At 68.2% G+C, this 16,259-nt stretch carries 7 protein-coding genes; 6 read left to right on the top strand and 1 reads right to left on the bottom strand.

The genetic code is table 11. The annotated features are described in order from the left end of the window. Window positions 1–192: 192 nt before the first annotated feature. A complete protein-coding gene (locus D4740_RS10735; protein WP_119836928.1) occupies window positions 193–1,170 on the top strand; it encodes an aldo/keto reductase in 978 nt (325 codons plus the stop codon). 60 nt (window positions 1,171–1,230) lie between these two features. Here the strand turns inward: D4740_RS10735 and D4740_RS10730 are convergent, their stop codons facing one another. Further along, entirely contained in the window at window positions 1,231–1,896 is a 666-nt protein-coding gene (locus D4740_RS10730; RefSeq protein WP_119836927.1) for an SDR family NAD(P)-dependent oxidoreductase, read from the bottom strand. Between the two features lie 642 nt (window positions 1,897–2,538). Here D4740_RS10730 and D4740_RS10725 point away from each other — a divergent pair. From D4740_RS10725 to D4740_RS10705, 5 genes are all read left to right on the top strand, one after another. Next, complete coding sequence (locus tag D4740_RS10725; protein WP_119836926.1) at window positions 2,539–5,976, top strand: DUF5979 domain-containing protein; 3,438 nt, start codon at window positions 2,539–2,541, stop codon at window positions 5,974–5,976. A 164-nt stretch (window positions 5,977–6,140) separates the two neighbouring features. Beyond that, the gene (locus tag D4740_RS10720) at window positions 6,141–8,153 is read left to right on the top strand and encodes a NosD domain-containing protein (protein WP_182911402.1); all 2,013 of its coding nucleotides are present in this window, start codon (window positions 6,141–6,143) and stop codon (window positions 8,151–8,153) included. Window positions 8,154–8,370: 217 nt separating this feature from the next. Then, the gene (gene mfd / locus D4740_RS10715; RefSeq protein WP_119836924.1) at window positions 8,371–12,180 is read left to right on the top strand and encodes a transcription-repair coupling factor; all 3,810 of its coding nucleotides are present in this window, start codon (window positions 8,371–8,373) and stop codon (window positions 12,178–12,180) included. Between the two features lie 250 nt (window positions 12,181–12,430). Then, window positions 12,431–13,843: an Ig-like domain-containing protein gene (locus D4740_RS10710; RefSeq protein ID WP_119836923.1), complete on the top strand. Its 1,413-nt coding sequence runs from the start codon at window positions 12,431–12,433 to the stop codon at window positions 13,841–13,843. A 9-nt stretch (window positions 13,844–13,852) separates the two neighbouring features. Then, window positions 13,853–16,159, top strand: a complete 2,307-nt coding sequence (locus tag D4740_RS10705; protein WP_119836922.1) for a DUF5979 domain-containing protein — start codon at window positions 13,853–13,855, stop codon at window positions 16,157–16,159. Window positions 16,160–16,259: the final 100 nt, after the last annotated feature.

Here is a 16,259-nt window from a genome sequence, read left to right as displayed (position 1 = left end):
GCGGCCCCTTCCCGTCTTTGTGCTGCCACGTCTCGCGCTGTTGCAGTCGGCACAGGGGGCCTCGCACAGGGGGCCTTGCAGGGCCAGCATGGGGTCTTGCGCGGCGCCGTCTGCGCTGGGAGCCTTAGGTGTGTCCACGGGCAGCAGGTACCGGCAGGACGTACGGTTAAAGTGGTTAAAGGAGACCCAGACATGGAGTACACGGCCCTCGGCGCCACGGACATCACCATCCCCAGGCTGTGCATCGGCGGCATGAGTTTCGGGGAGGTTTTCCCCGACACCCACCAGTGGGTCATCGACCAGCCCGCCACCCAGGAGGTCATCGCCCGGGCGCTGGAACTCGGTGTTAATTTTATCGACACCGCGAACGTCTACGCCCGGGGTACCAGTGAGACCTTCATCGGGCAGTCGCTGCGCAACCTCGGCGTCGCTCGTGAGGACGTGGTGCTGGCCTCCAAGGTCTACTTCAACGAGGGGCACCTCTCGCGCGAGGCCATCGAGCGTGAGATCACCGGCACCCTGGAGCGCCTGGGCACTGACTACCTCGACCTTTACATCATCCACCGCTTCGACTATGACACCCCCGTTGAGGAGACTATGGAGGCTCTCCACCGGCTTGTTGCCGACGGCCGTGTGAGGGCGCTGGGTGCCTCGGCCATGTACGGCTACCAGCTTCACACCATGCAGGTGGTGGCCGACGCCAACGGGTGGACCCGGTTCTCCAGTATGCAGAACCACTACAACCTGCTCTACCGGGAGGACGAGCGCGAGCTCATTCCCGTGTGCCGCCAGTACGGGATGTCGCTCACCCCGTACAGCCCGCTGGCCTCCGGCCACCTGACCCGCCCGACCTGGGACTCCGACTCGGTGCGCTCCACCACGGATGCTGTCATGCGCAGCAAGTACGACCGCGGGCGCGAGATGGACATGCCGATCGTCACCCGGGTGGCCGAGGTGGCGCAGCGTCGCGAGGTGCCCATGGCCGACGTCGCCCTGGCCTGGCACAGGGCCAGGGGCGTGGCCGCGCCGGTGGTCGGCTGCTCAAAGCCGAGCCGGGTCGATGACGCCGTGCGCGCCTTAGAGCTGCAGCTCAGCGAGGAGGATGTGGCCTACCTGGAGGAGCCCTACCAGGCCCACGAGCTCGTCGGCCTCATTCCGCACGGGGCCTGAGCCGAACGTCGCGCTGCCCGCCACCAGCCTCCTCGACGGGCCTGTGCCCCGCAGGCTCGTCTACAGGTCCATGGGAGCGGCGAAGGTGCGGAACTCGCCCCGCTCGGTGTGCAGTTCCCAGAGCCGCTGGGCCAGGGCGTCCGGCTCGTGGGAGGGCTCGCCGCCCCCGATCCCGCGAGGGATGATGAGCTGGGCCACGTGGATCCCCTCGGGGGCGAGTGCGTCGTGGAGGAGCTGGCCGTAGGCGCTCTCCCCGGCAAAGGCCACCGAGGTGCCCGTGACCCGGGAGCCCGGGCGTACGGCGGAGCCTCCGTTGACGAGCAGGATCGTGCCGCGTCCGAGCTCGCGCATACCCGGCAGCACCTGGCCCACCGCACTGACAGGCCCGTAGATGGACATCTCGACGGGTCCCACGAGGTCCGCGGCGGTAGTCTCCAGGACGGGCTTCATGAACTCGCGCGCGGGTACAGGGCTCCACTGGAGCACCTCAATGGGGCCAAGATCGCTGGCAGCGTCGGCCAGTGCCTGGGTCAGGGCAGCGCGGTCACGGCCGTCGGCGCTGTAGCCACGGGCGGTAACGCCCTCGGCACCCAGGGCGGCGACCCGCTCGTCCAGGTGGCTGCGGCTGCGGGAGACAAGGGCGACGTCGAAGCCCTCGCGGCCGAAGTGGCGGGCGACGGCGTGGCCCAGCCCCGGGCCGCCTCCGATGATGGCAATGGTGGTCATGGCGGTGTCCTCCCGGTTGCTGGTGCATTTGACGGTTCTAGGTCACTGCTGGTCCGCCGCTGGTGTGCGGACAGCTGGTGCGGGAAGCCTATGCGGGCGTTCGGCAGACTGGGAGTCACTGCGGGTACCTCCCTGGTGGTCTTTGGCGCGCGAAGGACAGCGCGAGGCTTTTCCGGTCCCGGTCGCGGTGCGCGGTTCTGTCTGGCGCGCGAGCGACGGGGCGGGCTTCAGCCGGTCGAGGCCGTTCGGTGCTGCGTTCCAGCGGGCAGCTCCCCGGTGGGCAGGTGCTGCCCGAAGGGCTGCGAGACGGCGGGCTGCTGTCTCTGTCCTGACGCGGGCGGGTGGGCGCTGGGGGAGGGCTGTGTGGTGGCCCGTGGGCTGGCTGGTGGTGCGCACCTTTCAGGTGAGAAGGTCTCTAGGAATGGGAGGAGAGAGTTGAGAGATATCCACTAAGGTGTCGAAACGGTTTCAAAGCTTTCGGGAATGTCTCAACTTTCTCGTTGAGGTAGCGGCTGGGTAACTTTTTTGGGGGTGGACTGGGATGAGTGGCCGTCAGGAGGTTCGGAGGAGTTCTGGGCCTGTACGCTGTGTAGTCTGCTTGCAGAGTTGACCATCCCATCCCCTAGCGAAGAGGATCTGTCTATGCTGGTCTTTAGTGGCCGTGGGGCATCTGCGCCCGGTTTGCGGCTGAGGGTCGCCTGTCTGGCGCTCCTGGCCCTGTTCCTTGGCCTTCTGTCGCCCCTGCCGGCTCACGCCGATGTCAACCAAGGGATCGAGGTCAAGGATCTCACCTTGACCAAGTCTGACCGTAACGGCAACGACTCCGCAGGCGCGCTGACGACGCAGGACGTGGCCAAGCTGACCTACTCCTGGGACGCTACCGGAACCACTGTGAACCCGGGGGACTCCTTCTCCGTCAACCTGGGCAACTACTTCAGGAACCTGGAGAGCCCCAAGACGGTACCAATGACCCTGCCCTACAACGGCACGCAGACCGAGATCGGCTCGTGCTCCCTGACTGAGAAGGAGATTGAGTGCACCTTCTCTGATAGCGTCACTGACCTCAAGAACGCAGGGTTCACGAACTTCAGGGGCTCAGGAGAGGCGCTGCTCCTCGTCACGCGGACCACCACCGCGGAGGAGGTGGACATGACGGTCAACGGAAGCCAGACGGTGAGCGTGGACCTGCCCGGCACCGGGGGCATCTCGGGAGTCCCGGAGGTGGTCTACACCCCCTTCAAGTTCACGAAGATGTCCTCGGTTATCGCCTCGTCATCCTCCTCTATGATCTGGGAGGTCAACTTCGGCTCGGACTACATCAAGGAACAGCTTGCCGGGGGCGATAGCCCCATCGAGGCTGATGGCACCACCCGTCAGACCATTACCGTTACTGACACCCTCGGCGCCGGGATGGCCTTCAACCCCGACATGAGCAAGTGGTTCTTCATGGTGCGTAACAGCGCCGCCGAGCCCAGCCTGCCGGGTGTCAACGTTACTAACGCGGCGGGTACGGACCTGAGCACGACGTACGGTGACTTCGACATGGCGGTGTCCATTGAGGGCCAGGTCGCCACTATCACAGTCACTGGGCCCTTCGCCGCCCAGACCAACTACAAGATCTCCTACCCGGTGACCTTTACCTCCCAGTCGGGTACGGCCATCGCCGGGGTGCAGTACGGCAACTCGGCCTCCCTCAACGACTCCGGGGCGCAGGGCGAGTTCACGCGCAGCTACACCGACTCCTTCAAGGTGATCGTGGAGATGGAGGCCGGCTTTGGCGGGTTTGAGATCCTCAAGACGCTGTCCGGTTCTGGTGTGGACGCTGTTGATGTGGCCAGCACGACCCTGCCGGTGACAGTCGAGTACACCCTTCCTGGCCCGGCCAGCTCGTATGAGGGCTGGCAGGCTCCCGGCACGCTGAGTGACGACGGGGTGAGCGGGACCACCACCATGCCGGTGAGCATCGGGCGGACCAACACCTACCCGGCAACCTTCCCCCAGGGCACTGTCATCACCCTGTCGGAGGACACCTCCAAGGCGTCCCCCGCTCCCGAGGGCTTCACCTGGGGCGAGCCGGTCTTCACCGTCGGTCAGACCGAGACCAACAGGCTGACTATTGCTGACCAGACATCCACCCGGGTCACCTTGAACAACGTGGCCGAGGTTGTTACGGCCTCGGGTACCTTCCAGGTTGTCAAGGAGGTCTCTGGGCTGGAGGAGGCCGAGGGCGGCGCGCAGAGGGAGTTCACCTTCTCCTACACCTGCTCTGACGGCCAGACGGGTAGCGTGACTGCCACGGGTGATGGTCAGCCTGCGCAGGTTGACCAGACCTTTGAGGCGGGTACGACCTGTGAGGTCAGTGAGGACGTTGACGACGCCCAGGTAGACGGCTACGTGCTGGTTGCCTCTGAGCCGCAGACGGTGACAATCTCGGAGTCCACCGAGGAGGAGCCTGCCGTCACGGCGTCCTTCACCAACACCTACACGCGGGAGACGGGCTCGTTCTCGGTGGCCAAGATCGTCGAGGGAGGGCCCGAGGGTACGGATCAGACCTCCTTCGCCATCAGCTACACCTGTGAGGACGGTACGCAGGGGACGTTGAGCGTCCCCGGTGACGGCACCGAGGTGGAGTCGCCCCAGCTTCCTGCCGGGGCCACGTGCACCCTGGAGGAGGATGCCGACTCCGCGGCCCGGGAGGGCTACTCGGTCGTCACCTCGTTCTCCCCGGAGACGGTGACCATCACCAAGGACAAGGTCGTTGCCGTCACGGTGACCAACACCTACACGCGGGAGACGGGCTCGTTCTCGGTAGTCAAGGATGTCAAGGGTGACTACTCTCCGACGTCCTCCGACTCGGTGAAGGTGTCCTACACCTGTGACGACGCCGACTCCGCCTCGGGCACCCTGGACGTCGCGATGGACGGGACGCCGACCAGTGGGCCGAGCCTGCCCACGGGGACCACGTGCACCCTGAAGGAGGATGCCAACTCTGCCGCCCGGGAGGGCTACGCGGTGGCCACGGCCTACTCCGACACCACGGTGAGCGTGGTCCAGGGCTCCACGCCCTCGGTGACGGTGACCAACACCTACACGCGTCTTAAGGGTGGCTTCACCATCTCCAAGACGGTGGAGGGTGACGGTGCCTCCCTGGCTCCTGAAGAGTTCACCTTTACCTACACCTGTACCGATGAGGTAACCGGTGAGGCTGGGGAGTCGGTGGAGGTGACGGTCAAGGCCGGCGAGACTGTGGAGGTCTCTGAGGTGGTGAGCGGATCGTGCACGGTCAGTGAGAAGGAGGCCCCGGTAGAGGGGGCCTCGCTGACCACCCGGCTGGCTGTCAACGGCCAGGACGTCGACGGTGGGGAGGCGACCTTCGACGTCACTGGCGGTGAGGACACCGCCGTTGCCGTGTCCGCCACCAACACCTACACCCTGGAGCGTGGCACCTTCAACCTGTCCAAGACGGTGGAGGGCGACGGTTCTGAGGACATCAGCAAGAAGTCCTTCGTCTTCGACTACACCTGCAGCTCCCAGGCTGAGGGCGAGGTGACTGGTGAGCTGACGGTCGCGGGTGACGGCTCTGCCACCGAGTCCGGTCTCCAGCTGCCTGTGGGCGCCGAGTGCACGGTGACAGAGAGGGCCTCCTCGGCCCAGGTTGAGGGCTACGACGTTGCCGTCCCGCAGGCGCAGCAGCTGACTATCGAGGCTGCCGACGACGGCCAGGACCCCACGACCCTGTCGTTCACCAACACCTACACCGAGATTCCGCCGTCTGAGGACCCGACGCCCTCGCCGAGCCCGACGCCGTCTGAGGACCCGACGCCCTCGCCGGGGCCGTCAGGGTCTGAGTCCCCGCAGCCGGGTGGGACGACACCCACGACGGACCCCTCGCCGGGGCCGTCAGGGTCTGAGTCCCCGCAGCCGGGTGGCTCGGGTGTGCCGGAGCCGACCTCCTCGGGCGCGGCGGTGGACCAGGGCCCGTCCCTGGCCCGGACAGGGGCGAGCGTCCTGGTGCCGCTTGTCATAGCCCTGGCCGCCATCATCGGTGGTGTTGTCCTGGTGCGCCGCCGCAAGGCCTGAGCTGCACACCAGTGCGCGGTGGCTCTTAGAAGTGCCGGGCACTGATCACGGGGGAGGGGTCCTGGGCCATGTTCACCATGGCGCAGGACCCCTCCCCCTCCCGTGTCGTAGGACTGCGGCAAGCCGAGCTGGGGCGATTTGTGGCTTGTCTGTAACATCGCGCCGTGCACAGACCCTCTCCCTCCGTTATGACCAGCAGCACCACGAACGCCGCCTCCAGATCCGCCACGAGCACAGGCTCCTCCCGGCTCCTGGCGGTAGCCGCCGCGGGGGTGCTGACACTTGTGCTGGGTGCCTGCCAGCCCGGCTCCTCCCAGGCCCCAGACCGCACCCTGGCTGCTCAGCCCAGTCCCACTGCGGCTGCGGCGTATGCGACCGGGGCGCAGGAGAGCACGGAGGAGATCCCCCTGGGCGTCCCTGCCGAGCCCACGCAGGCCCCCAGCAGCCCCGAGCAGGCCACACCCACAGCCTCCCCTGAGAGCTCTGCCGTCCCGTCCTCCCCTGAGGTGCCGCAGACCTCTGATGTCCCAGCCTCTTCCTCCCTGGAGGAGTACCTGGCCGCCCAGTCCCTTACCGAGGCCCAGGCCAGTGGGCAGGTCCAGGTCGTCTCCTCCCTCCAGGAGGCTCGCGACACGGGTGCCACTGCTGCGCACATCGTCGTCTCCGACGGCACCTCCCACATCCACTTCCAGCAGGACCGCACCCAGGGGGCCGATGCCACTGCGACCATCGGTGGACGGGCTTACGGGGCGGTCTTCACTGACGTCGTCCCTCTCCTGGCCTTCGACGTGAGCGGGGACGCCACGCAGGTGCTCACCGACGCGGTAGCCAAGGCGGCTGAACGGGGCACAGGGGTGCGTCTGAGCCCCACCCAGGCCTACCCCCTCACCGCATCCCTGCGGATTCCCGACGAGGTGCCCTTCCTCGACGGCGCCGGTGCCACCCTCGACGTGAGTATCGCGGGGGCCACGCAGGCTAAGCCTGGCAGCGCCATCAGCCTGGCGGCCGGGTCGAGCGGAACTACCGTGACAGGCATGACCCTGGACCTGGGCGACTCCCCGTACACCATCGGTGTCCAGGGCGACGCCCTGAGCGACTCCACCATCAGCGGTATCACCATGACCGGTGTGACCTTCCGAGGCATCCAGCTCGCCGCGGGCTCGGGCCCGATGACCGGGGTGCGCATCACCGACAACAGGATCGACAATGTCGAGGGAACGACGGACACAAAGGGGGTGGCCTACTCGCTGCTGGTCACCACCGCGGTTGACGACCCCGATACCCGCTTCGTCGGCAGTGCCAGCCCCATCTGGGAGCGCTACGTCACAGACGGCACCGTGAGCCCCAACCGGTACGACAACTCGGGCCTGACAATCTCGGGCAACACCATCGTCGGGGGGTACTACGGCATCGGGCTGTCGGGTGTCACTGACAGCGTCGTATCCCACAACTCCGTGAGCACCACCATGCGCTCCATCTCTATGCAGAACAACTGCTCGAATAACCGGGTGGAGTCCAACACCCTGACCAACAGTCGTTCCTCGGCGGTGCACCTGGCCTACGGCTCCGAAGGCAACACTGTTCACGGTAACACCGTCTCCTCCGACCGGGCCACCGGCCAGGGCCTCCTCCAGGCCTACCAGGGCAGCAGGAGCAACACCTTCAGCGACAACACCGTCACCCTCTCGGGGGACTCGGCTCCTGCGTGGGTGCTCTACGTCGGCCCCGACTCCAGCGGCACCATCTTTACCGGCAACACCGTGACAGGCCGCGCCACGAAGGCGCTCATCGGCATCGAGTCGATCTGGGACGGGCGCTCAGCTGACGGCTCTGCGGCCTCATACATGGCCAGTGGCTCTATTCCTAGCCCTGTGGACGGCTCCGCCGTGACCTACAACGGTGGGCGTGGCGCGCTGGACCAGGTGGCGGTTACTGGCAACGTCCTGACCCCTGGCGACGCGGGAGTCCCCGTTGTCTACGTGGGTGCTGAGGTGTCGGCGGGCCCTGACCAGAAGCAGGCCTTCATCGGCAGCATTACCAACCTCAACGTCAGCGGCAACCAGGTCGTCGGTGTGGATGCCCCTGAGCTGGTCGCCACTCACACCGGCTCCCTGCCCGGGGTCGGGACGGCCTCGATCACCGGCGACACCTCCGTGGGATCCGTCCAGGTCGGCTGACACCGCCGGGCTCCGGCCCTGCGGTGGTCCGCCTCCACGTCATCCGGTCTGAGCGCCAGCGGCGGCCTGCCCCGTCGTCTGGGCCGAGGATGGAGAGCGCAGGGACAGTGCAGGCCTCTGTCTGCGGTGCGGAGCTGGCGTGAGGATCCCTTGAGAGGGAGAGCCCTCCGCCAGGTGCTCGTGACGCCGCCGTCCCCCAGCCCCTAGACTCGCGGCCGTGCGCCTGACTGCCCTCCTGCCCCCGCTGCTCGACGACCCCCTCATCGGCCGCACCGTGCGCCAGGCGGGCTTGCCGACCCGCACCGACCGCAGCGTCGTCGTGGCTCCCGGCGCCCGCCCCGCCGTCCTGGCCGCTATGGCGCTGGGGGAGGACGGCGTGGCCGCAGCGGTCGGGCAGCCGCTGCCCGCAGGATCCGCTGGCGCGGACTCTGCCCACACGTACCCGGAACCTGGCCCGGCTGACGCCACCTACCCAGCCAGCGGCACCCCCCTGCTCGTGGTGACCGCCACCGGGCGTGAGGCTGACGAGACGGCCGCCGCCCTGCGCAGCTACCTGCCCGACGACGACGTCGCCGTCTTCCCAGCCTGGGAGACGCTGCCCCACGAGCGGCTCTCCCCTCGCTCGGACACCGTGGCCCGTCGCCTGGCCGTTCTGCGTCGTCTAGCCCATCCCGAGGACGCCCAGTCTGCCGCGACCGCTGGGGCGGCCGGGCACAGCGGGTGCGGCCCCGTCCGGGTCCTGGTGGTCCCGGTGCGCGCGCTCCTGGCTCCCGTGATCGCCGGCCTGGGCGAGCTAGAGCCGGTACGCCTGGCACCTGGGCTGACCACTAGCCTGGAAGACGTGGCCACGCGCCTGGAGGCGGCTGCCTACACCCGCGTAGACATGGTGGAGGCCCGTGGCCAATACGCGGTGCGCGGCGGAATCCTGGACCTGTTCCCGCCTACGGAGCCCCGCCCGGTGCGCGTGGACTTCTTCGGCGACGAGGTCGAGGAGGTCTCCTCCTTCGCTGTGGCCGACCAGCGCACCATCGAGGCGCTGCCCTCGGTGACCGCCACGGCCTGCCGCGAGCTTGTCCTGACCCCGCAGGTGCGTCAGCGCGCCCACGACCTGCTCGGCTCCGTGCCCGGGGCCGCCGACATGCTGGACAAGATCGCTCAGGGGATCGCGGTGGAGGGCATGGAGTCGCTGGCCCCGGTTCTGGTGGACCGGATGGTCCCCCTGCTGGAGCTGGTGGGGGACCGGCTGATCGTCCTGCTGGAGCCTGAGCGGATCCGTAAGCGGGCAGAGGACCTGGTGGCCACCACCAGCGAGTTCCTGGCCGCCGCCTGGACCTCGGCCGCCTCTGGTGGCACCGTACCGGTGGACCTGTCTGCTGCGGCCTTCGCCCGCCTGGGTGAGGCCCGTGCCCTGGCCCTGGAGTCCAACCTGGGGTGGTGGGCGCTTACCTCCTTGCCGTCGGGTCCCGACGACGAGCAGCTGGCGCTGGCTGACCCCCGCTCCTACCGGGGAGAACTGGGCGCGGCGGTCAAGGACCTCGGCGAGATGGCCAGGCAGGGCTGGAGCGTCGTGGTGGCGACTGACGGCCCGGGGCCGGGGCGCCGCATGGCCCAGCTGCTGGCCGACGGCGACGTTCCCGCCCGTATCGTCACCCACCTCACCCAGCCTGAGGAGCTGGGATGGGGAAACACGGGCGAGGACGGTATCGGCGACGGCGTCGTGAGGGTCACCCAGGCCAGCGCCGGGCACGGCTTCCTGGCCAAGGGGCCGCGCCTGGCCCTCGTGGCTGAGTCCGACCTGACCGGGCGGGCACCTGCCGCCGTGAGCCAGCGACGTACCCTGCCCGCGCGGCGTGCGCGGCGCAGCGTGGACCCCCTGTCCCTGCACCCCGGAGACCTGGTGGTCCACGCTCAGCACGGCGTGGGGCGCTTTGTCGAGCTGACCCGCCGAGGCGTGGGCGCCGGCAGGGCAGGCAAGACCGCAGCCAGCCGGGAGTACCTCGTCATCGAGTACGCCTCCACCCGCCGTGGCCAGCCCGGTGACCGCCTCCTGGTACCCACCGACGCCCTGGACCAGGTCACCAAGTACGTGGGCGGGGACAGCCCGGCGCTCAACAAGATGGGGGGTGCGGACTGGCAGAGGACCAAGTCGCGTGCTCGCAGGGCGGTGCGTGAGATCGCCGGTGAGCTGGTGCGCCTCTACGCCGCCCGCTCGGCCACGACGGGTCACGCCTTCTCCCCTGACACCCCCTGGCAGGCCGAGCTGGAGGAGGCCTTCGCCTACACCGAGACCCCCGACCAGCTGGCTGCTATCGAGGACGTCAAGGCGGATATGGAGAGGACCCAGCCCATGGACCGCCTCGTGTGTGGCGACGTGGGCTACGGCAAGACCGAGATCGCCGTGCGCGCCGCCTTCAAGGCCGTCCAGGACGGCAAGCAGGTGGCCGTCCTGGTCCCGACCACTCTTCTGGTCAGCCAGCACGCGGAGACCTTCACCGAGCGCTACGCGGGCTTCCCGGTCACGGTCAGCCAGCTCTCCCGTTTCCAGGACGCGGACGACTCCAAGAAGGTGCTGGAGGGCCTGGCCTCGGGCTCGGTCGACGTGGTGATCGGCACCCACCGTCTCATCACCGGCCAGGTGCGCTTCAAGGACCTGGGCCTGGTCATCATCGACGAGGAGCAGCGCTTCGGTGTGGAGCACAAGGAGACCCTCAAGGCGTTGCGCACTGACGTCGACGTGCTGTCCATGTCCGCCACGCCCATCCCGCGCACCCTGGAGATGGCCGTCACCGGCCTGCGGGAGATGTCTACCCTGGCCACGCCGCCGGAGGACCGCCACCCCATCCTCACCTACGTGGGCCGTTACGAGACCAGGCAGGTCAGCGCCGCGATCCGTCGTGAGCTCCTGCGCGACGGCCAGGTGTTCTTCGTCCACAACCGGGTAGAGGACATTGACGCCACCGCCGCCCGGCTGGCAGAGCTCGTTCCTGAGGCGCGCGTTGCCACCGCTCACGGCCAGATGGGGGAGCAGCGCCTGGAGCGCGTTATCGACTCCTTCTGGCGTAAGGAGATCGACGTGCTGGTGTGCACCACCATCGTCGAGACCGGTCTGGATGTCACCAACGCCAACACGCTCATCGTGGACCGTGCTGACCGCATGGGCCTGTCCCAGCTCCACCAGCTGCGTGGGCGGGTGGGCCGGGGCCGGGAGAGGGCCTACGCCTACTTCCTCTACCCTTCCGACAAGCCCCTGACCGAGACCGCCCTGGAGCGGCTACGCACCATCGCCTCCAACACTGACCTGGGGGCGGGGATGCAGGTGGCCATGAAGGACCTGGAGATCCGGGGTGCGGGCAACCTCCTGGGAGGGGAGCAGTCCGGGCACGTCGCCGGAGTGGGCTTTGACCTGTACGTGCGTATGGTTGCTGATGCCGTGTCCGCCCACAAGAAGTCCCTGGGTACCCGGACTGGGAGCGGTCCTGGCCCGGGTTCCGCCGACGTCGGCGGGGACGCCGAGGAGACCGAGGAGACTGAGCTGCGGGTGGAGCTACCTGTGGACGCGACGGTCCCGGAGGACTACATCCCCCATGAGCGGCTGCGGCTGGAGGCCTACACCAAGTTCGCCGCCGCCCGCTCCGCCGCCGAGGTGGAGGAGGTCGTCGAGGAGCTGACCGACCGCTACGGGCCGGTGCCCGAGCCCACGCGGCTCCTGGCGGCGCTGGCCCGGCTGCGTGCCCTGGCTGCCCGGCTCGGGGTCACCGAGATCGTCGCCCAGGGAAAGTCGGTACGGTTTGCCCCGGTCAACCTCAACGACTCCGGGCGCACGCGGGTGGCCCGCCTCTACCCGGGCACCGTTGTCAAGCCTGCCACGCGCACGATTGTCGTTCCTGCCCCGGGAGCCTCGGCCCGCATGGGATCGAGCGCGGTCGGTGGGGAGGAGCTGCTGTCCTGGGCAGAGGTGCTGCTGCACGCCGTCGTTGAGGGTGACGACTCCTACGAGGTGGAGGCCACCCGGTACCGGCGCCGTTGAGCGGGAGGGGCGGCTGGACCTGGCTGTCTCTGCGGCCCGATGGTGGTATGGGGCTGGAGTCGATCCTGGTCCTGGGTGCCGCCGGAGGGTCCGTGTCCGGCTCGCCTCGGCTCGGTATCCGGCATCGGAGCACGGCTCACCTCCCGCCCAAAGCTGCATTACGATGACAATCACGGTTGTATGACGGCGGTAGTTTTGGCTTCTGGTCGCGAGGTCGACGACGCCTGTGCCCGTCCCAGACTGGAGCACCATGAGGATCTCGTCCTTCCGGCCCGCCTTCCGCCACCGTACGGTGGTTCGGGGCGTCACGGCCTCCCTGGCGGTGCTGGCTCTCCTGCTCACCATGCTCACCGCCCTGACCACTCCGGCGCGTGCGGCCCAGAACCCTGACATCGACGTCACTGTCACCTCCCTGGACAAGTCTGACGCCAACGGCATCGTCCAGTCGGGCTTCCTGCGGGTGGGCGACGTCGCCAAGCTGGCCTTCACCTGGGATGCGGGCGATACCGACGTCAGCAGCGGGGACTACTTCAGCATCGACCTAGGGGACGCCTTCAGGAACCGCGAGTACCCCAGGACCAACCCGATGACGGTGACGGTGGGTGGACAGCAGGTCACCATCGGCTCCTGCCAGCTTCAGGAACGCACCATCACCTGCACCTTCAACGACGAGGTCGAGACCGTCAAGGAGCAGGGCGGCTCCCTCCTGCGGGGTTCCGGGGAGGCCCTGCTCATCGCCGCCCAGGTCGTAGAGGCTGAGACCGCCGACATGGATCTCAACGGCACCACCACTGCCGTGGACCTGCCCGGGACGGGAGGCATCCTGCCGCAGGCGCAGCCCACCTACCGTCCGGCGACCTTCTCCAAGGTGGCTACGCCCCTGGCGGCAACCTCCACCACCGTGCCCTGGAGCATCACGATAGGCACCACCCACCTGGAGTCGATCCTGCCCGGCTTCGTCGCTGACGGGACCACTGAGTCCACCGTGGTCCTCACTGAGGAGGCCGGTCCGGGCCAGACCTTCGTGACTAACCTGAACAGCTGGGTCTTCCGCCGGGCCTCCTCCGCGGAGTCGGCGACCTCCCTCAACCTGGTCAACGCTGCGGGCCGGGTCTACAACTCGCCGGGTGAGGACTTCACCTACACCGTCGAGTTCAACGACGACGCCACCGTGGCCACCATGACCATCACCGGCATCTTCGAGCCGGACACGAACTACAGCGTCAACGCTCCCGGCGGCATCAACAGCGGAACGGCCGTAGAGGGCGTAATCTACCGCAACTCTGTCACCCTGGAGGGCGCTGACGTTACCGCCAGTGCCGAGCGCTACTACACCGACTCCTTCAAGATCGCCGTCGAGCTGGCCAATGGCTTCGGCGGCTTCGAGATCACCAAGTACCTGGACGGTCAGGCCCTCGACGAGATTGCCGCTGGCACCACCTTTGACGTGGACGTGGCCTACACCCTGTCCCAGGCCGCCAGCGAGTACACCGGCTGGACCCCGCCAGGCACCCTGGCCGATGACGGCCTCACCGGCACCACCACCCTGACGGTGACCATGGGGAAGGTGACAGTCTACCCGGGCTCCTTCCCCGCAGGGACCCAGATCACCCTCACTGAGGACCCGGCTACCGCCTCCCCGGACGCCTCCGCCTACCAGTAGGGCGACCCGGTGCTGCGGATCGGCAACCGGGTGACAGACACCTTCACCGTGGGCAACCGGACCTCCACGGCGCTGGGCCTGACCAACACCGCAGACTACAAGCCGGGCACCCTGGCCGTGACCAAGACCGTCACCGGCCTGGAGGCGGCCGCCCCCAGGACCTACTCCTACACCTACACCTGCGGGGAGGTTACGGGAACCATCAGCAACGTCCCCGGTGACGGGACCCCTGTCGAGGCGGGTGCTACCATCCCTGCGGGCACGGAGTGCACCGTGACCGAGGACGTGGACGCCGCAGCCATGGACGGCTATGACCTGGCAGCTCCCGACCCGGTGACCGTGACGGTCGTCCCCTCCGAGGAGGCGGTAACCGAGGCGGCCTTCACCAACAGCTACACCCGCCACACCGGGACCTTCTCCGTGGCCAAGCAGGTCGGCCCTGAGGACGTCCCCTTCCTGGCAGACACCTTCGACGTCGACTACACCTGCACCCAGCCCGAGGGGACGGAGGTCTCCGGCACCCTGCAGGTCACCGGCGGTGCTCCCGCCGTCAACGGTCCCACCCTGCCGGTAGGGACCACCTGCAGCGTCAGCGAGCCGGAGGAGACCACTCAGCGTGACGGCTACAACGTCTCCACCCTTATCAGGGTTGACGGCACCGAGGGCTCCCGGCTGACGATCACCAGGGACACCACCTCCGAGGTCAGCGTCGTCAACGCCTACACGGCATTGACTGGCGGGTTCCAGATCTCCAAGGAGGTCACCGGTGACGGTGCTGGCCTGGCTGACTCCCAGACCTACGTCTTCACCTACACCTGCACCGGGGTCAACGGAACCACGACCACGGACACGGTCGAGCTGGTCTCCGGTGCCACCACCGCGGTTACTGACGTGCCGGTGGGCAGTTGCACCGTGAACGAGGCCGACGCCTCCGTGGACGGAGCGGACCTCACCACCACCTGGAGCGTGGACGGGGAGGAGACTGACGGCGAGGTTACCTTCGACGTCGCCGACGGGGCCACCGCAGTGGTCCAGGCCACCAACGACTACACGGTGCACCGTGGAGGCTTCTCCGTGGCCAAGGAGGTCACCGGTGCTGAGGAGGCCGACCTGTCCGCCAAGGAGTTCGGCGTCACCTACACCTGCACGGACGGCAGCACGGGCGTGCTCGCGGTCGGGGCGGACGGGCAGTCCGTCTCCGGCCCGCAGGTGCCGGTGGGCACCGAGTGCACTGTCAGCGAGGACCTCGCGTCGGCCTCCCTGGCCGGGTACACCCTGACTGCTCCGGAGGACCAGGCAGTCACGGTGGAGGCCCGCGGCCAGGAGACGGCGTTGACCCTGAGTAACGCCTACACCCGCCAGACGGGCTCCTTCGCGGTGAGCAAGACCGTGGACGGGGACGGGGCTGCGCGGGCGCCGCAGAGCTTCTCCTTCGCCTACACCTGCACCGGCGTCGACGGGACCACGACCACCGGCACGGTGCCCGCCGCCGACGCCGACAGCGCCGTTGTCACCGACGTGCCAGTGGGCCGCTGCACGATCAGCGAGGAGGATGCCTCCGTGGAGGGGACGGACCTGCTCACGCAGACGGTCGTGGACGGAGACCCGGTTATCACGGAGGAGGCCTCCCTCACCGTTACCGACGGCGGCATGGTGGCTGTCGTGGTCACCAACACCTACACCCTGCACCGAGGCTCCTTCTCCGTGACCAAGGTCGTCGAGGGGCTGGAGGACGACTCTGAGGACGCTGGGGACCCCGACGCGCAGGCCGCGCCCAGGGACTATCTCTTCACCTACACCTGCACCCTTCCCGAGGACGCCGCTGACGCCGAGGGCGGTGCTGATGGGGGAGTAGTCAGCGACCAGGTCACCGTGCCTGCGGGCATGACGGTGACCAGCCCAGCCCTGCCGGTGGGCACGGAGTGCACGGTGTCTGAGGACGCCGAGGCTGCTGCGGTCGATGGCTACGCCCTGGAGCCTGCGGAGGACCAGGCCGTCACAGTCAGCACCCAGGACACTGTGGAGGAGATGACCTTCACCAACACCTACACCCGCGAGGTCGAGCCGACGCCGCTGCCCAGCGAGAGCCCGGCACCGCAGCCCAGTGGGGAACCCAGCACCGGGCCCTCCGCCGTGGTCACAAGCGGCCCCGCGACACCGTCCTCGGAGGTTCCCGCCAGTGCGAGCCCGTCACCGGGCGGCAGCTCTGTGACGGGGTCGCTGGCCAGGACCGGTGCTGCGATCCTGCTTCCCGCTGTCGCTGCCCTGGCGGCGATCGGCGGCGGCAGCCTTCTGCTGCGCCGCCGCAGGCAGTGAGCTGAGCCAGTGAGTTGAGCTAGTGAGCTGAGCCTGGGTGTCGGGACCTCTTCAGGTGGGGGTACGACACCCAGGCTCGGCGAGCCCAGCCGGGTCTGCC

The organism is Actinomyces sp. 2119, from assembly GCF_003591215.1.
Taxonomy (GTDB): Bacteria; Actinomycetota; Actinomycetes; order Actinomycetales; family Actinomycetaceae; genus Actinomyces; species Actinomyces lilanjuaniae.
This window is presented reverse-complemented; position numbering and strand designations above follow the sequence as displayed.